Origin of the sequence: Brumimicrobium sp., from assembly GCA_023957385.1 — a bacterium.
Taxonomy (GTDB): domain Bacteria; phylum Bacteroidota; class Bacteroidia; order Flavobacteriales_D; family Crocinitomicaceae; genus Brumimicrobium.
This window is the reverse complement of record JAMLGZ010000001.1, coordinates 1,674,962-1,699,067: the sequence shown is the minus strand read 5'-3', so window position 1 is coordinate 1,699,067 and position 24,106 is coordinate 1,674,962. Positions and strand designations below refer to the sequence as shown.

Annotated in this window: 23 protein-coding genes; 6 read left to right on the top strand and 17 right to left on the bottom strand. The window is 34.5% G+C overall.

From position 1 onward, the window contains the following. Positions 1-45: 45 nt before the first annotated feature. From M9897_07470 to M9897_07430, 9 genes are all read right to left on the bottom strand, one after another. Positions 46-1,206 (bottom strand): IS91 family transposase, encoded by a 1,161-nt coding sequence (locus M9897_07470; GenBank protein MCO5268717.1) that lies wholly within the window; start codon positions 1,204-1,206, stop codon positions 46-48. Next, entirely contained in the window at positions 1,203-2,054 is an 852-nt protein-coding gene (locus M9897_07465) for a site-specific integrase (GenBank protein MCO5268716.1), read from the bottom strand. Before M9897_07465 ends, M9897_07470 begins: the two co-directional genes overlap by 4 nt. Before the next feature lie 200 nt (positions 2,055-2,254). Continuing rightward, positions 2,255-3,268, bottom strand: a complete 1,014-nt coding sequence (locus tag M9897_07460; protein MCO5268715.1) for a hypothetical protein — start codon at positions 3,266-3,268, stop codon at positions 2,255-2,257. A 58-nt stretch (positions 3,269-3,326) separates the two neighbouring features. After that, the gene (locus M9897_07455; protein ID MCO5268714.1) at positions 3,327-3,566 is read right to left on the bottom strand and encodes a hypothetical protein; all 240 of its coding nucleotides are present in this window, start codon (positions 3,564-3,566) and stop codon (positions 3,327-3,329) included. 117 nt (positions 3,567-3,683) lie between these two features. Continuing rightward, positions 3,684-4,844 (bottom strand): IS91 family transposase, encoded by a 1,161-nt coding sequence (locus tag M9897_07450; GenBank protein MCO5268713.1) that lies wholly within the window; start codon positions 4,842-4,844, stop codon positions 3,684-3,686. Then, positions 4,841-5,692, bottom strand: a complete 852-nt coding sequence (locus M9897_07445) for a site-specific integrase (GenBank protein MCO5268712.1) — start codon at positions 5,690-5,692, stop codon at positions 4,841-4,843. Before M9897_07445 ends, M9897_07450 begins: the two co-directional genes overlap by 4 nt. A gap of 226 nt (positions 5,693-5,918) precedes the next feature. After that, positions 5,919-7,697 (bottom strand): serine/threonine protein kinase, encoded by a 1,779-nt coding sequence (locus M9897_07440; GenBank protein MCO5268711.1) that lies wholly within the window; start codon positions 7,695-7,697, stop codon positions 5,919-5,921. Positions 7,698-7,853: 156 nt separating this feature from the next. Continuing rightward, the gene (locus tag M9897_07435) at positions 7,854-9,017 is read right to left on the bottom strand and encodes a DUF262 domain-containing protein (protein MCO5268710.1); all 1,164 of its coding nucleotides are present in this window, start codon (positions 9,015-9,017) and stop codon (positions 7,854-7,856) included. Then, complete coding sequence (locus M9897_07430; protein ID MCO5268709.1) at positions 9,014-10,180, bottom strand: adenine-specific methyltransferase EcoRI family protein; 1,167 nt, start codon at positions 10,178-10,180, stop codon at positions 9,014-9,016. Before M9897_07430 ends, M9897_07435 begins: the two co-directional genes overlap by 4 nt. Positions 10,181-10,695: 515 nt before the next feature. Between M9897_07430 and erm(F) the strand changes: the two genes are divergently transcribed. After that, positions 10,696-11,496 carry a 23S rRNA (adenine(2058)-N(6))-methyltransferase Erm(F) gene (erm(F), locus tag M9897_07425; protein MCO5268708.1) on the top strand — a complete coding sequence of 267 codons (801 nt, stop codon included), beginning with the start codon at positions 10,696-10,698 and terminating at the stop codon, positions 11,494-11,496. A 50-nt stretch (positions 11,497-11,546) separates the two neighbouring features. On the opposite strand, the gene M9897_07420 is transcribed toward erm(F), so the two are convergent. The 3 genes from M9897_07420 to M9897_07410 all read right to left on the bottom strand — a co-directional run bounded on the left by M9897_07420 (position 11,547) and on the right by M9897_07410 (position 12,961). Further along, a complete protein-coding gene (locus M9897_07420; protein ID MCO5268707.1) occupies positions 11,547-11,714 on the bottom strand; it encodes a hypothetical protein in 168 nt (55 codons plus the stop codon). After that, on the bottom strand, positions 11,711-12,394 hold the full coding sequence (locus M9897_07415; protein MCO5268706.1) for a sel1 repeat family protein: 684 nt from the start codon (positions 12,392-12,394) through the stop codon (positions 11,711-11,713). The genes M9897_07420 and M9897_07415 overlap by 4 nt, the downstream gene beginning before the upstream one ends. Before the next feature lie 114 nt (positions 12,395-12,508). Next, on the bottom strand, positions 12,509-12,961 hold the full coding sequence (locus tag M9897_07410) for a DUF420 domain-containing protein (GenBank protein MCO5268705.1): 453 nt from the start codon (positions 12,959-12,961) through the stop codon (positions 12,509-12,511). Between the two features lie 141 nt (positions 12,962-13,102). On the opposite strand from M9897_07410, the gene M9897_07405 reads away from it, so the two are divergent. Beyond that, entirely contained in the window at positions 13,103-14,155 is a 1,053-nt protein-coding gene (locus M9897_07405; GenBank protein ID MCO5268704.1) for a histidine kinase, read from the top strand. Beyond that, complete coding sequence (locus tag M9897_07400; GenBank protein ID MCO5268703.1) at positions 14,152-14,862, top strand: LytTR family DNA-binding domain-containing protein; 711 nt, start codon at positions 14,152-14,154, stop codon at positions 14,860-14,862. Before M9897_07405 ends, M9897_07400 begins: the two co-directional genes overlap by 4 nt. A gap of 158 nt (positions 14,863-15,020) precedes the next feature. Here M9897_07400 and M9897_07395 read toward each other — a convergent pair whose 3' ends face one another. From M9897_07395 to M9897_07385, 3 genes are all read right to left on the bottom strand, one after another. Further along, positions 15,021-15,920, bottom strand: coding sequence for a hypothetical protein (locus M9897_07395; GenBank protein ID MCO5268702.1), 900 nt, complete (start codon positions 15,918-15,920; stop codon positions 15,021-15,023). A 27-nt stretch (positions 15,921-15,947) separates the two neighbouring features. Next, positions 15,948-16,817 (bottom strand): hypothetical protein, encoded by an 870-nt coding sequence (locus M9897_07390; protein ID MCO5268701.1) that lies wholly within the window; start codon positions 16,815-16,817, stop codon positions 15,948-15,950. Positions 16,818-16,972: 155 nt separating this feature from the next. After that, entirely contained in the window at positions 16,973-18,010 is a 1,038-nt protein-coding gene (locus M9897_07385) for a site-specific integrase (protein ID MCO5268700.1), read from the bottom strand. Between the two features lie 326 nt (positions 18,011-18,336). Between M9897_07385 and prmC the strand changes: the two genes are divergently transcribed. After that, positions 18,337-19,185 (top strand): peptide chain release factor N(5)-glutamine methyltransferase, encoded by an 849-nt coding sequence (gene prmC, locus M9897_07380; GenBank protein ID MCO5268699.1) that lies wholly within the window; start codon positions 18,337-18,339, stop codon positions 19,183-19,185. Position 19,186: 1 nt separating this feature from the next. On the opposite strand, the gene M9897_07375 is transcribed toward prmC, so the two are convergent. Continuing rightward, entirely contained in the window at positions 19,187-20,245 is a 1,059-nt protein-coding gene (locus M9897_07375; GenBank protein MCO5268698.1) for a T9SS type A sorting domain-containing protein, read from the bottom strand. Positions 20,246-20,351: 106 nt separating this feature from the next. Next, the gene (locus M9897_07370) at positions 20,352-20,774 is read right to left on the bottom strand and encodes a hypothetical protein (protein ID MCO5268697.1); all 423 of its coding nucleotides are present in this window, start codon (positions 20,772-20,774) and stop codon (positions 20,352-20,354) included. 894 nt (positions 20,775-21,668) lie between these two features. On the opposite strand from M9897_07370, the gene ligA reads away from it, so the two are divergent. Both ligA and M9897_07360 read left to right on the top strand, forming a co-directional pair. After that, positions 21,669-23,681, top strand: coding sequence for an NAD-dependent DNA ligase LigA (gene ligA, locus M9897_07365; GenBank protein ID MCO5268696.1), 2,013 nt, complete (start codon positions 21,669-21,671; stop codon positions 23,679-23,681). Next, on the top strand, positions 23,681-24,106 hold the full coding sequence (locus tag M9897_07360; protein ID MCO5268695.1) for a hypothetical protein: 426 nt from the start codon (positions 23,681-23,683) through the stop codon (positions 24,104-24,106). Before ligA ends, M9897_07360 begins: the two co-directional genes overlap by 1 nt.

Sequence of the window (24,106 nt, the reverse complement as noted above, 5' to 3'; positions counted from 1 at the left end):
AAAAAAAACTATCTTGAGTCAAAGAGCGTTTCACTAAATATACTGTCACGAAGGCGCCCTTTCTATCGGCTTTCGAATGACCATGTGCCCCTTCTTACACTTCGGGCATAGCAAAGGATCTTGCTGTTTGATTTCTCGATATACCTCATAGGCATTTAAGCCTTCATACTTCGGAAAGAAACGTTCACTTTTGTTTATGGTGGCACATAACTCTACGTTTTCTTTTAGATGTCGCAAAGCTAAAAAACCAATGTACCTTACCTTGCAAAGACCTGAAGGCAGAATGTGCTGTAAAAATCGTCGGACAAATTCTGATTCATCCAATGTCATTACACTTTTAAGTCCTGCTTTCTTGTAGTTTTTGTAATAAAAAGTGACTTTCCCATTTTTATGACTGATAATTCGTTGATTGGAAATCGCAACTCGATGTGTGTAATTGCCAAGATATTTGATGATGTTATCAGGAGTAGTAAAAGGTTTTTCACTGTAAACAACCCACTTTTTCTGATAACAAGTATCTTTAATTTGCTTAAAATTTTGAATATCATCCGGCAGCTTTAATTTGCCGATAGCATACTCTTTTTCTAACGTTTTCATCAATAGTCCTCGAAAAATAGCACTTAAAACTTTCACTGGCAGAAAGAACTTTTTATGGGATGGCACCCATTCAAAGCCGTCTTCTGTTAAACCTCCCGAGGGAACAATCATGTGAATGTGTGGGTGGTAGGACATAGTTTGTCCCCAGGTGTGTAGCACTGCTACGCCTCCCATTTTAGCACCAAGATACTCGTTGTTTTCTCCGCATTGCATAAGTGCTTGACTGGCAGCCTTAAACAAACTATCATAAGCAATGCGCTGATTGATGTAAAACAACTTGTTGAGTGATTCTGGAATGGTAAAAACCAAATGAAAATGCTTCACTTCTGGTAAATTGCTTTTCAGTTTATCCACCCACTGTATTTTTCGTGTCATTTGACACTTCGGGCAATGTCTGTCTCTACATGAGTTGTAGGCGTTTCTGTAATGATGACAGTGATTGCACTCTGCAACATGTCCTCCTAGTTTTACTGTTCGACAAGCTAAAATAGCCTGAAATGCTTTTTCTTGAAAAGGATGCAAGTCATTCAGATTCAGTCCTTTGTTGAGTACTTCACTAAAAATATCGGACAACTCTACTTTTTGTCGTTTATTTTGCTTTGTTTTCATAAGCGAAGATCATCAAAAGGTGAGACAATGTTTTTTAAGCTAGCATTTGAAAGATGCAGGTAAATCGAAGTAGTTCGGATAGAACTATGCCCCATAAAAGATTGAATAATCTTTAGGTTAATTCCTTTGTCCAAGAGATGGGTAGCAAAACTATGTCGTAGCAAATGAGGGGTTACTCTTCTTTTGATGCCCGCTCTTTGTGCAGCATCATGAATTACTTTATCAAAAGTTCGGACACTCATCTTCTTCCCTGGATGCCCATTTGGTTCAAACAAGTAAACTTTTGGTCTAAAACACTTGTAATAATAGCGTAATTCCTCTAGGGTTTGCTTTGAAAGAATCGTTCTTCGGTCTTTCTTTCCTTTACCTTGACGCACGATAATAAAACCGTTTTCTGAGTCAATGTCCTTCGGTTTTAACTGCAATAATTCCATTTTGCGCAATCCTGCCGTGTACATGGTCATAATCATCACCCGATGTTTGATGTTTTGAGTACGCTCAATCATCAATTTAACTTCTTCCAAGGAAATAATTTCGGGTAGTTCTCGCGGCAATCTAGGACGTTTTATTGCAATGGGTTCCCATTCTTTTTTTAATACATCTTCGGTGTAGATTTTAAACGCACTAATCTTTTGATTGATATAAGATGGCGAAACTTTTTTTGACTTTACTAAATGATGCAAGTATTGTTTCAAATCCTCGCTGGTCAGTTTATCCAAGGTCTTGTTTGCATACGACTCGAAGACCTGCATCGTCTCACAGTAGCTTCTCACAGAGCAATCGCTGTAATTGCGAATCTCCATTTCTCGTTTTAACAGCGCTATGGCTGGGGAAAATTTATTCTCCATAACTTTTTGATTTTTAAAATGAAATCTAAAAGTTATGGAATGTTTTGGGAATTACCGACTTGGTCGGTTTAGTTCAACGTTTCCTCGGCTCGGCGTTCGGGCGGATTTTTACAATAATCTTAGACACGAAGTTAATAATTTTTTTCTTACGAAAAATGTTAAAACGAAGCGATTAACCCGGCTGACGACCGAACCGAGTGTTAGTGGCTGCTCTTTCTAGACCAATCAATAAATTTATTCATAACTTCTATCCAATGTGGCTTGTCATAAACTGGTTCTTTGTTTTCGTTTATTTCAAAAAAGTTATGTTCTAATCCTCCGTATCTTTTAATGGTCAAATTATCTTTGTTTTTTTCGGCAAAATGAAAGGGCAATAAATCACAGTTTATTGAGCCAATATCATTCGAACCATATGCAATATAAATTGGGATTTTCAATTTTAGTAATTTTGGAAGACTAGGTTCATTAAATGATTTCCAACTATAAGAATATAATCTGTCTAATTTATCGTAATCGACCAAAGTGCTCTTGTAATATTCTAACCAATTTAAATTTAGCGAGTCAGCTTCTTCCCAAGAAATTTTTCCAGCTTCTGCTCTTTGTCTATTTCGTTTTATAGTTTCCTGATACCTTCCGTCTGGGCTATAACTAAACAAACCTATTTTAGTAACATCTTTGTTGTTAGATGCAATTTCTACGGCTTCTCTTGAACCTTGGGAATGACCAGCAATTATAAATTCACTTTTATCCACCCATTTTTGTTTTTTAAGAAAATCCCAAACCTTATTTACTCTTCTACTAGTGATTTCTTTAGTATCACTTTTTAAATAAGAAGTATCATAAGAGTTAGGATTATTATATTTATCTGTAACATAATTATACACTGAATTTATTTCTGAAGTATCCACTATTATTGGCGTAAAAGGTCGAGAAACAACAACTAAATTATATTCCTCGCTAATATATTCTAAATCGAAGTTAGATAATTGCAGATTAATTGTGTCATTATTGTCTTTCAAAAACAAAGGGACAGGTTGAGAGCCTTGACAAAACAGTAAGGTTGGTTTTTTAATATTTTTATTTTTTCTAAGAACAATGAAATCTATATTGTCTTTTTTATCTGAAATATTGTAATGTTCAAATTCTTTTATTTTGTTCTGTGCAATTGCATAAGTACAAAAAATTAGAATTAAAAATGTGAATAATAATCTCATCGAATTTCGTTTTTTCAAGTTGCCACTAACTCTATACGATTGTATCGTTATTTTTCTTTCAAATATACATAAAATCAGGAACAAAAAATACCCATCCCCATTTTTTTGAAAATGAAGCCAATAAAGCTAAAATAAAGAAAATTGATGATACAATGAAGTTGAACGAAGCCTGAGTAATAATTGAGCTTGAGATGGTTTTAGGAGCTATGGGCATGGTATTCTCTCGAATAATATTTCGATGATGAAAAAGCGTTTTTAATTGCTTTTTTGGGCTCTGAAAAGAATAAACCCCATTCATTCATATCGTTTATTTTTACAATATGTTACCGATAAGACATACCTATCCCGTTACGGTTTTGTCCCGTTTTAAAAAAAAAACTATCTTGAGTCAAAGAGCGTTTCACTAAATATACTGTCACGAAGGCGCCCTTTCTATCGGCTTTCGAATGACCATGTGCCCCTTCTTACACTTCGGGCATAGCAAAGGATCTTGCTGTTTGATTTCTCGATATACCTCATAGGCATTTAAGCCTTCATACTTCGGAAAGAAACGTTCACTTTTGTTTATGGTGGCACATAACTCTACGTTTTCTTTTAGATGTCGCAAAGCTAAAAAACCAATGTACCTTACCTTGCAAAGACCTGAAGGCAGAATGTGCTGTAAAAATCGTCGGACAAATTCTGATTCATCCAATGTCATTACACTTTTAAGTCCTGCTTTCTTGTAGTTTTTGTAATAAAAAGTGACTTTCCCATTTTTATGACTGATAATTCGTTGATTGGAAATCGCAACTCGATGTGTGTAATTGCCAAGATATTTGATGATGTTATCAGGAGTAGTAAAAGGTTTTTCACTGTAAACAACCCACTTTTTCTGATAACAAGTATCTTTAATTTGCTTAAAATTTTGAATATCATCCGGCAGCTTTAATTTGCCGATAGCATACTCTTTTTCTAACGTTTTCATCAATAGTCCTCGAAAAATAGCACTTAAAACTTTCACTGGCAGAAAGAACTTTTTATGGGATGGCACCCATTCAAAGCCGTCTTCTGTTAAACCTCCCGAGGGAACAATCATGTGAATGTGTGGGTGGTAGGACATAGTTTGTCCCCAGGTGTGTAGCACTGCTACGCCTCCCATTTTAGCACCAAGATACTCGTTGTTTTCTCCGCATTGCATAAGTGCTTGACTGGCAGCCTTAAACAAACTATCATAAGCAATGCGCTGATTGATGTAAAACAACTTGTTGAGTGATTCTGGAATGGTAAAAACCAAATGAAAATGCTTCACTTCTGGTAAATTGCTTTTCAGTTTATCCACCCACTGTATTTTTCGTGTCATTTGACACTTCGGGCAATGTCTGTCTCTACATGAGTTGTAGGCGTTTCTGTAATGATGACAGTGATTGCACTCTGCAACATGTCCTCCTAGTTTTACTGTTCGACAAGCTAAAATAGCCTGAAATGCTTTTTCTTGAAAAGGATGCAAGTCATTCAGATTCAGTCCTTTGTTGAGTACTTCACTAAAAATATCGGACAACTCTACTTTTTGTCGTTTATTTTGCTTTGTTTTCATAAGCGAAGATCATCAAAAGGTGAGACAATGTTTTTTAAGCTAGCATTTGAAAGATGCAGGTAAATCGAAGTAGTTCGGATAGAACTATGCCCCATAAAAGATTGAATAATCTTTAGGTTAATTCCTTTGTCCAAGAGATGGGTAGCAAAACTATGTCGTAGCAAATGAGGGGTTACTCTTCTTTTGATGCCCGCTCTTTGTGCAGCATCATGAATTACTTTATCAAAAGTTCGGACACTCATCTTCTTCCCTGGATGCCCATTTGGTTCAAACAAGTAAACTTTTGGTCTAAAACACTTGTAATAATAGCGTAATTCCTCTAGGGTTTGCTTTGAAAGAATCGTTCTTCGGTCTTTCTTTCCTTTACCTTGACGCACGATAATAAAACCGTTTTCTGAGTCAATGTCCTTCGGTTTTAACTGCAATAATTCCATTTTGCGCAATCCTGCCGTGTACATGGTCATAATCATCACCCGATGTTTGATGTTTTGAGTACGCTCAATCATCAATTTAACTTCTTCCAAGGAAATAATTTCGGGTAGTTCTCGCGGCAATCTAGGACGTTTTATTGCAATGGGTTCCCATTCTTTTTTTAACACATCTTCGGTGTAGATTTTAAACGCACTAATCTTTTGATTGATATAAGATGGTGAAACTTTTTTTGACTTTACTAAATGATGCAAGTATTGTTTCAAATCCTCGCTGGTCAGTTTATCCAAGGTCTTGTTTGCATACGACTCGAAGACCTGCATAGTCTCACAGTAGCTTCTCACAGAGCAATCGCTGTAATTGCGAATCTCCATTTCTCGTTTTAACAGCGCTATGGCTGGGGAAAATTTATTCTCCATAACTTTTTGATTTTTAAAATGAAATCTAAAAGTTATGGAATGTTTTGGGAATTACCGACTTGGTCGGTTTAGTTCAACGGTTTACGGCTTGCCGAAGGCGGCATTTTAAACGTAAAATTTTAGCCCGAAGCAAGAGCTACAAATTTAACATAAATATTTAAATCGAAGCAGTTATTGCCGCTTTTGGCAAGCCGTTTGTTGGCAGTCTGGGCTTTGATATACTTTATTACTCGTATATTTTTCGTTGACCAATAATTTTTGCAACAGTATTAGAAATTTCAAATGCCGTTCCTAACTTTAACTCTACCATATCACCAACATAATTTGGTTTCCTAAAAATACCTATCACATCTCCCTCAAAAACATAATGAGGTTTAGACAGTTCAAACGCAAATTTTCTAAACTTTTCAAATTGATTATATGTCTCGAATTTTATAGAAAACTTTTCTTCATTTATCCGATTATAAGTGATTTTCCATTCTTTTTGGAAATTAGTTAGTATCTTTTGTATTTGAATTTCTTGTTTTTGATAATGACCATCAATTAAATTGCTATCATCTTCATTGTAATGATAGCTCATTATACGTTCTGGATTTATTGAAATATGCTTTATAAAGTCAAAGTCATATTGCCCTCCTAATCCATCAATCCCTTTTAATAAAGACTCTATGTTATGAATTATACCATCTTTTAAAGTTTGTACAATTGCAATTATCGGTGTATCTTTAAGGTATTCTTGTGCAAATTTTTCTTCTTGTTTTATGCTTCCTAAAATTTCTTGACAATGATAATCAGCACACGAAGAAAAGTATTTCAAAATTTGACCTGATAAATCAAAAAGAGACTCCCCTTTTTCTTTCAAAGCATACCTCAAAAGTATATCGTTTATTTGCTCATAAAGGATTTTATGGTTACTATCATTTTCTAGATCAAGAGATTCATACCAACTTTTTCTTCCATGACGCCTACTTTCATATTCAAACTTTGCTTTACACAAAGCGTGAATTTTTTCCTGCATATATAGATTGAATAAAAAATCATCTACCATGTAGCCAATTTTCATGTGCCAATTATGATTGTATTTACTCAGTTCTTCTACAGATTTTGATGTAAATAACATTTTGCCAAAAAGAATATCTTCACTTGCTCTTTGTATAACGGTTTTTAATACCGATTCTTTCATTTTTGGGAATTGAGTTCGCTCTTTAAGATTGTTTGCAATATCTTCTATATTTTTCTTGATTTTATTGTGGATGTATTTTATTTCTGTAATAACTGTATAAATATTTGGTCTATCAATGGGATTTTGTCGTATCATATTAGCTACTAAATCATCAAGACTGGCATATAATGGATGACTATCAGCAATAAGTTTAAAATCAGAACCCGAAGGGTTTTGCTTTGTGAAGCATTCATTGATTATTAGTCCTAGTGCAAATATATCAGCATGCTTTTCTATTCTATCGGCTCTACCTTTTTCTCTTTGTTCTGGTGATGCATAATCTCGATTCGCAAGTAAATCTGCTTTTTTAGTAAGTTTAAAATCTTTAAAATGGGCGATGCCAAAGTCAGCTAATACTAAACTATCCCCGTTAATTAAGATATTTTCTGGTTTGATATCACGGTGAAAAACATCCTTTCCGTGAATGTATTTTAATGCTTTGCATAACTCTAAAATAAGGGTGATCAATTTAATAGCATTTTTTTCTTTATTTATCAAATCCCTAAATGTTTGAGGGTAGAGAGGCATTACATAACAAGGTTTACCATTGTGTTTGCCATCAGCAATTATCTTGATAATATTTTCATTATTACTGGTTTTGCAGAATTCTATTTCATTTTTAAATCGTTCTATTTTGTTGGTTTCACCCGAATTAATAATCTTAATCGCATATTCTTTTTCATTGAATAGTGCTTTCCAGACAGTAGCACTTCCTCCGTTACCAATTGTTTCGATAAGTTGATAGCTTATTTGATTGATGATTATTTGCTTTCCTTTCTTCATTTTGGCACTTTAGTTTCTTATTGTTAACAAAAATTAAAAAAATATTCAATATGTTTATAACATTGGATAAAGTTAGATAAAAAATTAAAATAATTATTTCCCCAATTTCCTCCGATTATCTTCTCGACACAACACTTGACAGTTTTGTACTATTCATTACCTATTCCCTTTCGCTCGATTATGTGTTTTACACAACATTTCGCAGTTTTTAATATCAGTTGCACCGCCTTTACTCCACGCTGTAACGTGGTCGGCATCCATATCTTTTAGATTCCAAATTTTGGTTTTATTAGAATCGTGTCCGATGGCACAAAGTGAACAGTTTGAAATTCCTTTTTCTTCCGCTTCAGCAGTTTGTTTTGTGTAAACGGCTTTTTTGGTTGCTTCGTCAAAAACTCGAACATCTAAAAGTTGTGTGGCGGTGGAACCGCCCAAAATAAATTCAAAAACTCCACGTCTATTTTTTACATAAGGGTCAGCGTAAAGTTCCCGAACTTGTTCGGAAACTTTTTGAGGATTGTAAGGCTGTTTTCTGTACGTTTCATACAATCTTCCCCATTCTAAACCTCGCATTTCGGTTTCAACGTCCGTAAAAACTGCCGAAATCCAATCAATCACGCTATTAAAGTAGTTTTTGAGTTCGTTTATGTTATCATCAAAACGGTGTCGGCTCATATAATCGCCTACGTTTTCTTTGCTTACCCATTCCAACGCACGTTCTAAAAAGTCTTGACGATTAGCATTTCCCGAAACATAAGCACTCCATTTTTGAATATAGGCGTTTTGAGAATTTGAAAACTCTTCTTTCCCAAGTGTTACGAAAGGACCAGAATAAACAGCGTTTAAAAGTTCTTGGTTGTTTAATGGAACTCCAGCAATATTGATAGTTCTAAACCATTCTTTGATTTCGGTTTCTGTTCCTTCGCATTCGTATATTAAAAGCTTAGTTTCTAAAATAATTTGCTGTTTATCTTTTGGTAACTTATCGAAATAATGAGGATAACCATTATCATCAATAATAGCAAATTTTCCAGTTACATATCGTCCAAAGCTTGTAATTCTCTGTTGTCCGTCCAAAACCTCAAAATTATCATCACTTACTTTGTTGAAATAGATTAAACCAAGTGGATAACCTTTCAAAATTGACTCGATTACGGCAACATCACGCTTTCCGTCTGCGTAAATATAATTTCGTTGATATTCGGGTTGTATCGTTAGCTTTCCCGACAATCCAAAAAGTCCTTTTCCTTCCAATTCGTTGTAAACGAATCCATCACAAATGTCTTTAATAGTTATTTCTGTTCGTAATATTGTTTTCATCTTTTTGCTTTGATTAAAATTCGTTGATAAACTGTTTTTACTTTTCCATTTGTTAATAGATAGGGATTTTGTATCCTCCAAGTTTTATCCTGTTTCTTATATTCAGTAGCCCTCTCGATATTTGGAGGTGTGAAAAAATCACACTCATTTTCAGCCCATTCAATATCTCCCCCTCTCCAAATAATTTCAAATTGCTCAGGACAATATTTATCTATAAAAGTGATAGGGACACCCATAACTCCATCATAATCACTTGGAATAGAGTCCGTAAATGGCACATCAATGGCGTCATAATTGTCATATTTCCTATATTCTTTTCCCTTAATTTCTTTGTGCTTACTATACCTTAAATTATCATTCATAGTCATTAAAGGCAAAGGTTGATGACGTCTTCCATGGTCGATATTGGTAAACCAACAAACACCAGGAACACGATTTACTTTTTCCCCATTTTGCTCTTTCTCAAATTTATATGATTTAGCATATTTAAAATCTTTGGGTACTCTAAAATACATTCCAGTATTAAAATTAGTCGCACCCAGCCATACTTTATTTTGTTGAATAAAAGGGAATAACTCTCGATATGTGATTGCATTGATATTTCCTATAATTAGGAACTTCTTTTCAGCTTCAACAATCCACGCAAAAAAATCTCGAAAAAGAGAAAAGGGAGGATTAGTTATAATGATATCAGCTTCGTCTCTTAGTTTAATAATCTCTTTACTGTTAAAATCGCCATCTCCTTTTAAATAGCTCCATTCTAAATCGTCTATATCAATTATTCCATCTCCTGTTTTATCGTGAGTAAGTGTAAATATTTTTCCTTTTGTAATTGTTTTCTTTTCGTCAAATTTTGGGTCAGAAGTCTCAAATAGGGTTGGTTGATATCCACCTTTATATTTTTTGCTATCGGGTGCGTAGCTTGTGCTAATCAATTTTTTTATTCCAAAATTCTCAAAATTTTGAGCGAAGTATTTTGTAAAATTGCTCCATTCAGGGTCATCGCAAGGTAATAAGATTGTTTTACCACGAAATATATTTGCATCATAGTCAAGATATGCATTTATTTCTTTTTCGATGTCATGATATTGAGTATAGAACTCATCATTTTTTGCATTTTTCGCCTTTGTTAAATTACTGTTTTTTGCTTTTTTGTCCGCCATTTGCCGTTACCGATTTACGGCAACAAGTCAAAACGGACTTTAATTTATGGCATAATGTTTATTCTTGCCGATTCCGTTAGCCTTGCTGCCAACGGTTCTCAGCTATACGCAGGCAGGGATTTTAACCACTGAACTTCCTACGAAGAACTGAACTTTAAATTTACCACTTAACTGTCCTACGAAGCACGAAACCCCTGCTTGCGTATAGGTGATGTTATGCGGTCGGTTTTCATTTTCTCTTCTTTCTCGTTAATTTGTCAAGCAAAGTTACTAAATTTGCAGTCAAGCAATTTCAATTTTTGAATTATGTATTTCAGCAGACCTTGGACTTCTATCTAAGTGATAGGCAGTCCTGAAAATTCCAATCTCTTTTAGGTCAAGACAATTAGTCTATGGGTTTCGTGTACCGACTTTTTTGTAAAGGCGTTACGTTGTCATAGTTGCTCTGTCGGGTAATACTGTCTATTCACTTCTCCACGATTTGAATTCAAGTATTCACCTGTAAGAAGTTACTAATGACAAAAAAGAAATTGCCCGTTCGTTTTACGGGTCAGCACTTTACTATTGATAAAGTGCTAATAAAAGATGCAATAAGACAAGCAAATATAAGTAATCAGGATACGGTTTTAGATATTGGGGCAGGCAAGGGGTTTCTTACTGTTCATTTATTAAAAATCGCCAACAATGTTGTTGCTATTGAAAACGACACAGCTTTGGTTGAACATTTACGAAAATTATTTTCTGATGCCCGAAATGTTCAAGTTGTCGGTTGTGATTTTAGGAATTTTGCAGTTCCGAAATTTCCTTTCAAAGTGGTGTCAAATATTCCTTATGGCATTACTTCCGATATTTTCAAAATCCTGATGTTTGAGAGTCTTGGAAATTTTCTGGGAGGTTCCATTGTCCTTCAGTTAGAACCTACACAAAAGTTATTTTCGAGGAAGCTTTACAATCCATATACCGTTTTCTATCATACTTTTTTTGATTTGAAACTTGTCTATGAGGTAGGTCCTGAAAGTTTCTTTCCACCGCCAACTGTCAAATCAGCCCTGTTAAACATTAAAAGAAAACAGTTATTTTTTGATTTTAAGTTTAAAGCCAAATACTTAGCATTTATTTCCTGTCTGTTAGAGAAACCTGATTTATCTGTAAAAACAGCTTTAAAGTCGATTTTCAGGAAAAGTCAGGTCAGGTCAATTTCGGAAAAATTCGGTTTAAACCTTAATGCTCAAATTGTTTGTTTGTCTCCAAGTCAATGGGTAAACTGTTTTTTGGAAATGCTGGAAGTTGTCCCTGAAAAATTTCATCCTTCGTAGTTCAAAGTCGGGTGGTTGTCAAGATGATTTTTCTGGTTTGGTGTCGTCTTTTAAGCTGCCGCATAACGGTTTGCAGCTACCCGAAGGGCGGGATTTTTACCACAAAACTTGATTTGAAAATCTAATGTTTGATTAACCACCAAACTATCTTTGGAACACGAAACCCCGCCTTTTGGGTAGGTGCTGTTAGCACCAGTATTTCTTCTGTCCACTGTCATAACTTCTTTAACTTATTAGTTGCTCTTCTGTGTCCAAGTTTACTCGCTTTTAAATAATAATGTCTTGCCCAACGAATTGATTTCGTCACTCCGTCTCCAAATTCATAACACAAACCTAAGTTGTAAAGAGCTTTGTCATCATTTTTGCCAGCAGCCTTTTTATACCAATAAATTGCTTTTGAAAGGTCCTGTTTTATACCTTGTCCATAAAAGTAACAATAACCTAAATCCCTTTGAGCTTCAGTGTCACCCTGAATTGCCGCAAGTGAATACCAATGAACTGCTTTTTTATAATCTTGTTTTACTAATTCACCTTCTTTGTAAAAAAAGCCAATGTTATATTGAGCTTCCATTTTTCCTTTTTTTGCAGCTTTCAAATACCAATTAAATGCTTCTGAAACGTCTTTGTCAACACCATTTCCAAAGTCATAACAAGTTCCCAAATAGAATTGTGCTCTTGTATGTCCTGCCAGAGCTGCGGTTTTCCACAAGTCAAAAATTTTGTCCCAAGGTTTTAATTTCTTTTTTGTCTGAAACGCCAATTCATAGCCTTCGTCAAAAAGTTTTTTCGCTTGAAATATGGTCGTTTTGATATTTGATTTTATTTCAGTCACTTCTGTCGATATCGTGTCGTCTGTTAATATTGGTGCTAACGGTTTACGGCTTGCCGAAGGCGGCATTTTAACGTAAAATTTTCGCCCGAAGCAAGAACTACAAATTTAACATAAATCTTTAAATCGAAGTAGTTATTGCCGCTTTTGGCAAACCGTTTGTTATCGGTTTGTTGTAGTTCTTTAAATTAAATTCAAACTCATCACATAGACAATCAATGCTGTTACCGCTGTATATACAAGTCCTCCGAAAGTAAGAATACCTGTTTTCTTATGAAATTTAGACAATTTGCCGGGAAGACTTTTGCGGTAGCCGATGTTGGAAATAACGATTAAAACAAACCAAATTAAATAAGTCAACAAAGCAACAATAATATGAGAAAATAAGGTGTATTTAAAAAATTTAGTATCGTAATACACACTTTCGGATGCGATGCTTCCAGAGCCACCAGCAGAATTAATAAGTCCTTCCAAAGCCAAAACGCCCACCACACAGACAATAAAGATAATGTTCTGAATTTTACGATGGGATTGATAGTCTTTTTTCTTGGCTAATTTTATACCATAATAAACTCCAAATGGCGAAAAAAGAGTGATAATCAGAACAAGGGTCATAATGATAATGGCTACATTCATATTTTTAGTTTTATTAATTATTACACGTCAAAATTGGTTCTAATATTTTGCATTTTAAAATTTATTCGGTGAAGTGAGAGTTTTTCTCGATGATTTAATTTTTTGATTTTATAATAACAGTTTACTTTGTAAATAATTCTGATGGACAAAATGAAACAATTCTCAGTTAGAAATTATGGTTTAGAGATTATGGGATGGTTAACTTTAGCCATTGTCTTATTTTTTGTAATACCTTTACTTTATCCTGCACGTCTTCCCGTGGCTTACCATATTTATCACTTTGTGTTTTTTATTGTTTTATTGGGTGCTTATTATTTCAACATTCGGGTTGCGATACCGAGAACGGTCAAAAAATCCATCAGTTTGCCTTATATCTTCTTATTTTTAGCCATTTCGGGCAGTGTGATTGGGTTGATGAGCTTAACCGAAATCGCACTCAATTTACAAGAGAAAGTGTACCATAGTTTATATCCGGAAAAAACCTTCATTGCTTCGGAACACAAGTCCTATGTCAATTATTACGTTTTCTTTGTAACCGCTATTGTTTTGGGAGTAGGATTTACCAATTTTCTAATCAAAAAATGGAATTTAGAAGAACGTAAAAAACTGGCTTTACAAGAATTAAAAGCGAAAGCCGAATTGGGTAATTTAAAAGCACAAATCAACCCTCACTTTTTCTTTAACACCCTGAACACCATTTACGCACTGACGCATAAAGACGTAGAAAAATCTCAAAACGCCATCCTAACACTTTCCAAAATGATGCGTTATGCGATGAATGAGGAAAATCAGGATTTTGTTTCTTTAAATGACGAATTGAATTTTATTCGTAGTTATTTAGAATTGATGTCTCATCGTTTATCTTCTAATGTAAGCTTGGAATATACCATTACTGCACCTCATTTAGAGGCAAAAATAGCTCCCATGCTGCTGCTTACTTTTATAGAAAATTGTTTCAAACACGGGGTTAGTTCGGAAGAGGGTTGTATTATCAAAATTGGTACGTATATAAAGGGAAATACCTTGGTTTTAGAAACAGAAAACCATTGGTTTGAAAGGACAGATGAATCAAAAGGTATAGGAATTGAGAATACGAAAAAACGCCTGGATATTTTGTATGGAGATAACTACAGTTTGAAGCAAATTCAAACAGGTGGCAAGTATATTACGACTTTAAAAATTAATTTAAAATGAAAATAAAATGTATCGCCATTGACGATGAACCCTTAGCTTTAGAATTGATTGAAAAAGCGATTGAAAGAGTTGATTATTTTGAATTGCTAGGCACTTTTTACTCGGTTTCAGAAGCACTTCAATTTCTGGGAGAAACAAAGGTGGACTGTGTATTTTTAGATATTGAAATGCCCCATTTAAACGGAATAGAATTTAGCAAAATCATTAACCAATTTAGCGAGAAGCCCGCAGTTGTTTTCGTAACTGCCTACAACCAATATGCGATGAAAGAATACCAGATTGATTCCATTGGCTTTTTGTTGAAACCATTTAGTTTTAAGGACTTTCTGGAGATTGTGGAAAAGGTGAAGAAAGCGATACAACTTCAAAGAAGTCAGACACAAAATATCGAACCTTTTTTCATCAAAGTAGAAGCCGAACAGGTTAAAATAGTACCGCAAGAGGTGATCTATTTAGAGAGTATGGGAGATTATGTGAAAATATATTTAGAAGGACAACGAAGACCTCTCATTCCGTTAATTACCTTAAAAAAAATAAAAAACTATTTTCCACCGTCCTTATTTTTACAAATTAATCGCTCGCAAGTCGTCAACATTAAAAAAATTGATTCCTACACTACAAACGGTCTTTCCATCAGTGAAAAAGATTTTACGGTAAGTAATTCCTTTCGTGACGAATTTGATACGATTAAGAAATTGATGTTGTGAGGTTTTAAATTCAATAACCGATAACGTTTTGCAGCTTGGCGAAGTGGCGGAAATCGAAGCACTAACTTTCAATTTAGCACTAAAGTTTATTAGAATTCCGAATGTTCAATTTAGCACTGAACCCGCCATTTTGCCAAACTGATGTTGTGCGTTCGGTTTTATTGCAACTTTTCCCCTGAAAGAACATCTCTCAAAAAAATACTGCAAATATCATAAACACTTAAATTAGAAGCATCTTTTATATGTATTGATGGTAAATAATTATTATTAAGTTGTCTAATTTCTAATTCAACATTTATTTTATCTTTTTTATAAACATTTAGTAAACTATTTACTGATTTATCAATAAATACATTATAAGCAGAAAGTATCTTGTATAATTCTATAGTATTTTTTTCATTATCTAAAAAAGCGTTTATATCTTTATCTTTATGGCGGAATTGTTTTAAAATTTGTGATTTAAGCTCAGAATAATTTCCTGTATTTTTTTCGGAAAATAAAGTGATAATTTTTTTATGTAATGTATCGTTATTCTTATACACGTATCTAAGCCAATTAAAAGAATTAGAGGATATAAAACCAATTTGATTGTCTTTTTGGACTATAACTTTGCCATTATCTGTAAAAAAATCAAAAGAGGTATTTAAAGTTACGATTTCTGGATAGAAAAAATTGAACTCATCGAGTAAAGACTGAAACATTTTTTCGTAATATTCATCATTACTCAATAAATGAACATTTATACCATTTTGCTTCATTAAAAATACAAAATACTCTTCAATCTGTTTTTTTGAAAAATAATTGATTGGTTGACCGTTTAAATGTTGCGTTAATCTTTCAATACTAAAATCTTTAGAAATCTTAGAAAGAGAAAATGATTTAATGTATATTAATCTCGCTTCTGTATAAGAGAGTTTATTGCTTGTTAATTGCAATAAAAAGTCTATACCAGTTTTTAAATCTTTTTCTCCATTTGGAAACAAATCTTTATAAATCTCATCAACTGTATTTTGCAATTCAGTTTTTTTTGGTTTTCTAAAAAAGTTTAATAATCCCATATTTATATTTTAATTTTAATTGTTTTTTTACGACACATAAATTCGTTCAAGACCCTTGTAATTAACATACATTCCGTCACCTCTGTATAAGTCAGGAGTGAATTCTGTTACTCCATTCCAGCCAACTGAAGGAATTATTTGAACAGACGCAAAATATCCGTCAAAAGGTTTCAATTGTGGACTTTTATCTTCAAGACCTACCCATTCCCTGTAGTCCAAGTCATTATCATTTTTAATGTGTTTCACAATTACCCAACCTGTCTCACCTTTTTTGTTTTTAAACCAAATTTGTGGATTTACTTCTGGTAAGTCGCAGAATGACAAAACTTCATTTCCTTCTTTTTCCAAATCATTTCTCACAATTTGAATTGCAAAGTTGCTTAATTCCCATTTTGACATTCTTGTCTTTTCATTACTTGCAATATTTAATGGATTTACTTTTTGATTTGTCTTTACGTCATACAAGTTCCAGCCTTGTTCTAATGGTGTCAACTCATAGTCAAGCTGGTCTTTATTATCAATCAGTTTTCCTAAAAAATTGTCCGTTTTTTCTCTGAACTTAAGTCTAAAAGTGCAAGGAATTAAGTTATTTTCTTCGCAAGCTTTCAAAAGTCGGTCTTTTTGTTGTCTTGTCATTGAACTTCCTTTGTCGTCTATCAATTCAATGACAACTGAAAAAATTGAATTCTTATAAGCAAATGTTAGGTTGTCAAATGAAGGGTATGTCAATTCTGCTTTTATCCATTTGAAACCGTCATAACTTGAGTTGACAGTCTTGTCGTTGTTAGCACTAAATTGTTCTTGTAATTGAACACCTGCCATATGTCTTGCCCGAAGGAAGATTTCACTTGGTTCAGGTCTGTCTATTAAATATTGAATGTCTCCGTATTTGCTCATATTATTTGAATGGTTTGTTTTAAACTGACGCACAACTTATTTATACACGCAACATCATTTCGCCTTAATAACAATTACTTGTCAACTTGGCGCAACTCCGTTTCGTTTATTTTAAACCAAATATAATCAAAATTTTGGAGTAACTAAATGTTTTATTACAAATCATCAAAAGGACTTCTAATCTGCTGTATATTTCTGTTACTTACATGTGTATAAATTTCAGTTGTACGTGAACTATTGTGCCCTAATAGCTCTTGAATATACCGAATGTCTGTCCCTGATTCTAATAAGTGAGTTGCATAGCTATGCCTTAACCAATGTAGTGTGGCTGGTTTCTTGATTTTTACTTTTATGAGTGCGTTTTTAAAGACCAATTGTAAACTTCTCGATGAATACTGCATGCCTGGCTCCTGCCCCTCAAACATCCAGATTTTAGGACGATAAACTCGATAATATTCCCGAAGCATTTCAATAATCTTATCACTTATCGGAACTATTCTATCTTTCTTCCCTTTTGATTGGTAAACGTGGATTAAATGCCTGTCGGAGAGTATATCCTCAGGCTTTAAGTTGAGTAATTCACTTCGTCTTAACCCACAAGCGTAAATCAAACTTAACATTACCCGATGTTTCATATTAGAATGAGCCGTGAGAATGGCCTTTACTTCTTCTTTGCTTAAAACATGTGGTAATTTTCGTTCTACCCTAGGTCTATGAATAAGTTCTAACTCCATCTTTTTATTTTCTACTGTTTTAAAAAATAACTTCAACCCATTAACAAATTGATTCTGATAGGTACTCGATAATTTTCGTTTCAATATATACTCATTGTTAAATCGAATAATATCATCATTAGCTATCTCTGAAATAGCTTTGTCTTTGAAAAAGATCAAAAAAACTCTTACTACATCTATGTAAGTTTTAATAGTATTAGCACTATAACGCTTTGATAATAGCCATTTCTCAAAATGAGTAAGCTTGTTTACACTAGATATTGAAAGTATTTCTTCATGATATAATGGCAATCTAAACAACTTACGATATTCAGATGTGTCTGGTATATGCCATGCTCGTAAATTATAACTCCATTTTGCCCCTCGCAATTGTTTGATTTCTTTAATCTTCTCTATATCATATTCGAAATAAAGCGCAATACGCTTCTGCTCATGGTGAATAATAGGTTTTGCTTTCATATTTGGTGGTTTATATCTTCTAATTTACAAAAATTATTCAAACTATGCATAAGCTACTCGTTGTTCATTTAAAATAAAATACAGATTATGATGTAAGTTACTGATAGAGAAAAATTGAAAGCGATATACAGCTAACCAATTATCATACTGACAACTATCAACTTTCCTACCAGTAGCTATCAGTATTCAACTTTCAACTTTCCTACCGATAGCTATCGGCATTCAACTTTCAACTATCAACTTTCCTACCGATAGCTATCGGCATTCAACTTTCCACTTTCAACTTTCAACTAATTCCACTATCTTTACCCCCTAATTCTCAATGCATGTCCACAGTACAAGAACTACAAATACACATTCAAAAAGCACTTGAAAAGCAATTCACGAATCAAGAATTGAGACAGCTTTCTAAGATGTGCTTGATGAAATATTTGGATTGTGATGCAAGTAGTTTGTTACTCAAACAACAAGATGAAGTTTCTAGTGAACTAATTCAGAAAATAGAAACTGACATTCAGAAGATACAAGCAGGTGAACCAGTACAATATGTATTCGGTACTACTTACTTTTATGGTTTGGAATTGAACACAGACCGTAGGGCATTGATTCCACGTCCAGAAACAGAGGAACTTGTGGATTGGATAGCAAATGACTGGAAAGGTAAAAATCCTGCTACATTGGATATTGGAACTGGTACAGGCTGCATTCCTTTGGCTCTTAAAAGCGTATTTCCATTGGGAGATATTATGGGAATCGATAAATCTCAGGATGCACTTCATTTAGCTCAAGAAAATGCTGAGAAATTAAAACTCTCAGTCAGTTTTATCCAAGGAGATGCACTGCTTACCACTACCCTTCCCAATCGTACATGGGATATCATTGTTTCCAATCCACCTTATATTCCACAAAAGGAGAAAAGTTTGATGGCAGACCATGTGCTTAATTATGAACCTCATCTGGCTTTATTTGTCAGCAACGAGGATCCTCTTATTTTCTATCGTAACATTGGAGAATATGCCCTCAAACAACTAAAACCGAACGGTAATCTCTATGTTGAAATCCATGAAGACAAGGCTTTATCGGTGAAAGAATTATTCCAGCAAATAGGCTTCTCTCACCTCGAGATACGGGTAGATTTACAAGGGAAAGAAAGAATGATAAAAGCTGTCAAATAATCTAATGAGTGATTACCAGTTTCTTTTCAATAACTTGTTCTCCCACTTTTAATTGAACCACATAAACACCACTCTCTAAATGAGATACGTCTGTCTTGTGGATTGTGTTTTTTGTCTCAAAAGAAGACACTAACTCTCCCTGTAAGGAATAAATCTCTCCCTTAAAACTTGTCCCTTCGGAACTAATCCAAAGCTCTTCATTCGCCGGATTAGGATAGATTTGTATATTTAATGGGGTTTCCTTGGTGAGTTCTAAAGCCAAATCTGGACGAGAATACTGACTAAAAAATCTCCAAATTTCTTTACTTGCACTAAAATCCATACAGGTATTTCCATTTGTTATAAGTGGTATTGGAGATCCTGGCCACGTGTGTCCACCGTTGGTTATTTTATAAAACTCAACCGTATTTCCATGGATGCCTCCTGTATATACATAGTGCTCTGCCGTGGCATTGTCTGAAATATTTATATCGGGAACTGGAGTAATTGTTGGCGTAGAATTACATTGATTCCAAGTTACCCACTTCCCTACTGTTTCCTCAATTGGACGCATTGTTATATCACCATTGTACGGCACCACAATATCAGCTGTTCCATGAATTTGCATCACTGGAATAGGAATTGCCGGCGAACCATTCTCAGATTTTGCCATACTTCCTGTTACGGAAGCAACAGCTGCAAATTTATTAGAATATAAGGCCATATAGTAACTCATAAATCCACCATTAGACATGCCAGTACAATACACACGACTCGGGTCAATATTTACATGAGAAGACACTGTATCAATTAAGGCATTTAAAAAACCTAAGTCATCTACCGTTTCTTGCCAAATGTTGTAATTCCAAAATGGTGCTCCAGAATATACACTGTTGGTTCCTTGAGGATACACCATAATAAATCCAGCTGTATCTGCAATTGGCTTAAAATTGGAATACATTTCCTGCTGCGAATTGTTAGACGTGTGTCCATGCAAATTTAAAATCAACGGCGCAGCTACTGATGGATTATAATTGGTAGGTAAATAATAAAAATAAGACCTGTTAATTCCATCGTACATGAATGAACCGTTGATGTTTTGAGCATTTAGTCCTAACACAAAAAAAAAATGGTGCTAACTAGTAGTATTGTGGATTTCATAAGCCTAATAATTAAGTCGAAGAATATTACCAAGAAATTATAATTTTCCCATTTACAGGTTCCGGATTATTATAAATTATAATAGTTTCTTGTATTTTTTTTCGAGATCTGGATGCGAAACGCAAACTATACTTCCCTTTTTTATTAATTATTTTATATACACAAGAAACAGGATATTTATCAATATCTGAATTAGGCTCTGCAATTTGTAGAAATTTCTTCTCTATGGATGGAATAGAAGCATCTTCAAATTCTATCACAGCATTAAAGTAATCCTTGTCTGTATCCACAATTTGAATATTAGAAACAGGAGTTTCATTCATCTTTCTACCATTCAGAATCAAAGTGAATTTTTCACCATTTTCGGAAAAAATCTCTAAATCATGTGCAATTTGAGCGTTCAAAGTAAATACGCTACTCATTAAAGAAAGAAATAATAGTATTTTCATGGTTTTTTGTTTTAAATATAAATAAATCAACTTGTGGTTTCAAATATAAGGATTTCTAGTTTTAAAAGTGAATAATATTTTTGATTCCGTATGCCTCGGACTCTCATTCGCTGTTACAGAAAGGATTAGATTAGATTCCGTTCCCTGCAGACTAACAATCACCATTACAAAAAGGGTTAGATTCCGTTCGCTGCAGAATAACAACCACCATTACAAAAAGGGTATTAGATTCCGTTCGCTAAGGACTAACAACCACCATTACAAAAAGGGTATTAGATTCCGTTCCCTGCAGAATAACAACCACCATTACAAAAAGGGTATTAGATTCCGTTCGCTGCGCTCCGGAATGACGCTTAACCCTTAAATAATAAGGGAGAGGGGGCGGCGTAGCCGCCCCCTCTCCCTCTAACTACGTGACGGTTGTCATTCCGGAGCGCAGCGAACGGAATCTGTTCTTCAACCACTTCTCGGTAATCGAAGCGCAGCGAACGGAATCTGTTCTTCAACCACTTCTCGGTAATTGGAGCGCAGCGAACGGAATCTATTCTGTCTCGTCCTAAAAAAAGTTTACACTTTTTCTCTTTAATCCTGTTATAAATTTACATTTTATTTTAATCCTAAAATTCATTTACATTTTATTTATTTTTGCATTATCGATGGAAGCGGAAATAAGCTCTGCTGAGGAGCAACTTATCAGGGATAAATCGACGACACTTCTCGGTAATCGAAGCGCAGCGAACGGAATCTGTTCTTCAACCACTTCTCGGTAATTGAAGCGCAGCGAACGAAATCTGTTCTTCAACTACAATCTTCAATTAAATGTTTATATCTTCCCTAAATACGCTTCAGAAAATGGCGAATTTTTAATTAATTTTACGCCATTCAAGAATGACAATGACTAAACAAGAAGCTGAAATACGGGTACACAAGTTAAGTGAACTACTTAATCATTTAAACCATCAGTATTATGTAGAAAACATTTCAGAGGTTTCGGATTTTGAGTACGATAAGATGCTCAAAGAATTACAAGATTTGGAAGTGATGTTTCCTGAATTAGCCTCCGAAAATAGTCCTACAAAACGAGTGGGTGGTGATATCACTAAGAAATTTGCCACGATAGTTCATGAATACCCTATGCTTTCGTTAAGTAACACCTATTCTCAAGAAGAAATTATAGAATGGGAAAATCGCATTCATAAATTAGTAGGGAACAACATCGAATACGTATGTGAATTAAAATATGATGGAGTGGCTATCGGTATCCGTTATGACAATGGTACCTTTACGAGAGCTGTTACACGAGGTGATGGAACAAAAGGTGAAGATGTTTCAGCAAACGTTAAAACCATTCGTACAGTTCCTTTGCAATTGCATGGAAATTTCCCTCCAACCTTTGAAATTCGTGGTGAAATTATTTTCCCCTTTGAAGCTTTTAACAAACTCAACAAACAACGTGAAGATGAGGGTGAGGAATTATTCGCTAATCCACGAAATACGGCCTCAGGAACGCTGAAACAACAAGATTCATCCATCGTTGCAAGTCGTGGTTTGGATTGTTTTTTATACGGAGTATATGGAGTTGATTTTGAAGAAGGGCATTACGAAGCTGTATTAGACGCTGGAACTTGGGGATTTAAAATTCCAACTCCACAAAAAAACTATATCACAAAAACAAACTCCATTTCAGGCATCATGGATTTCATTCACTATTGGGATGAAAAAAGACATGATTTACCTTTTGCAGTTGATGGTGTAGTTATTAAGGTGAATAGTTTTGCGCAACAAGAAGAATTGGGTTACACAGCTAAATCTCCACGTTGGGCTATCGCTTTTAAATTCGAAACAGAACAGGCTATAACAACTTTGGAAGAGGTTACCTATCAGGTAGGAAGAACTGGAGCTATTACTCCTGTAGCCAACTTAACTCCCGTTTCTTTAGGTGGTACAATTGTAAAACGAGCTTCTCTCTACAATGAAGATCAGATGAATAAACTCGATTTACATGAGAAAGATGTTGTATTCGTTGAAAAAGGAGGAGAAATCATTCCGAAAATTGTGGGAGTTGACATAAAACAACGAAAACCCAATGCACAACGAATCAATTATATTACTTCCTGTCCTGAATGTGGCACTGCTTTAAAGAGATTCGAAGGAGAGGCTATACATTATTGCACCAACGATCTCGGTTGTCCTCCTCAAATCACAGGACGCATCATCCATTTTATTAGTCGTAAGGCTATGGATGTTGAAGGGTTGGGAGAAGAAACTATCGAACAACTCTTTCGTGAAGGACTTATCCACAACAGTGCTGATTTATATGAATTGACTTTTGATCAATTGGTGAATCTGGAACGAATGGCTGAAAAATCAGCAAATAATTTATTGGAAGGTCTCGAAAAATCCAAACAAGTACCTTTTGAACGCGTTTTATTTGCTCTAGGAATTCGATATGTAGGAGAAACAGTAGCAAAGAAAGTAGCAAAAGCACTTAAAAACATGGATGCTATTATGCAGGCAAGTTACGACCAATTAATCGGAATTGATGAAGTTGGAGAAAAAATAGCCATTGCCATCCAACAACATTTTGAACAAGCTGAAAATAGAGAAATCGTCGCACACTTACAACGAATTGGTTTAACCTTCGAAATAGAAGAGAAACAATTGGAGAGTAATGTGTTAGAAGGGAAATCCATCGTTGTATCTGGAGTATTCCAGTCTTTCTCTAGAGATGAATTAAAGGCAATCATCGAAGCACATGGAGGAAAAAATGTAGGAAGCATATCTGCCAAAACTTCGTTTATCGTGGCAGGAGAAAACATGGGACCTTCCAAATTGCAAAAGGCTCAAGACTTAGGGGTTCAGATATTAAGCGAAGAAGAATTTAAACAACTAATCGAAGGAAAATAATGGGAAAGCATATTGTTGTTTTATGTTCCTGGACAGGTAAGGAAACTTTTAAAAAGCTAACTCATGAGCTGGAAAGCAACATGGTTGGTGGTCATTCCTTTACCTATCTTATAGGTGTTGAGAAGAAAGAAAATTTGGCTGATATTATTGTTACGGATACACATTTACCTTTTACCAAAAAGGATTTTACTCTTTTTGGCAAAATTAAAAACCCAGACATTCGACTTGCTTTACATAACAAGAATGGGGTTTTATTAATCTTGGAAACGAAAAATTCTTTTACAAAAAGAATAGCAAAGAATTCCAAGCTTGTAAGTGTTGGACCTGAAAATCAATTACCTTTAGATATTGTGCTAAAAGGTACGTTCGCTGACAATCAGCAGTTGTACCAGAAAATAAACGAATATATTACTAAACTTAAATAA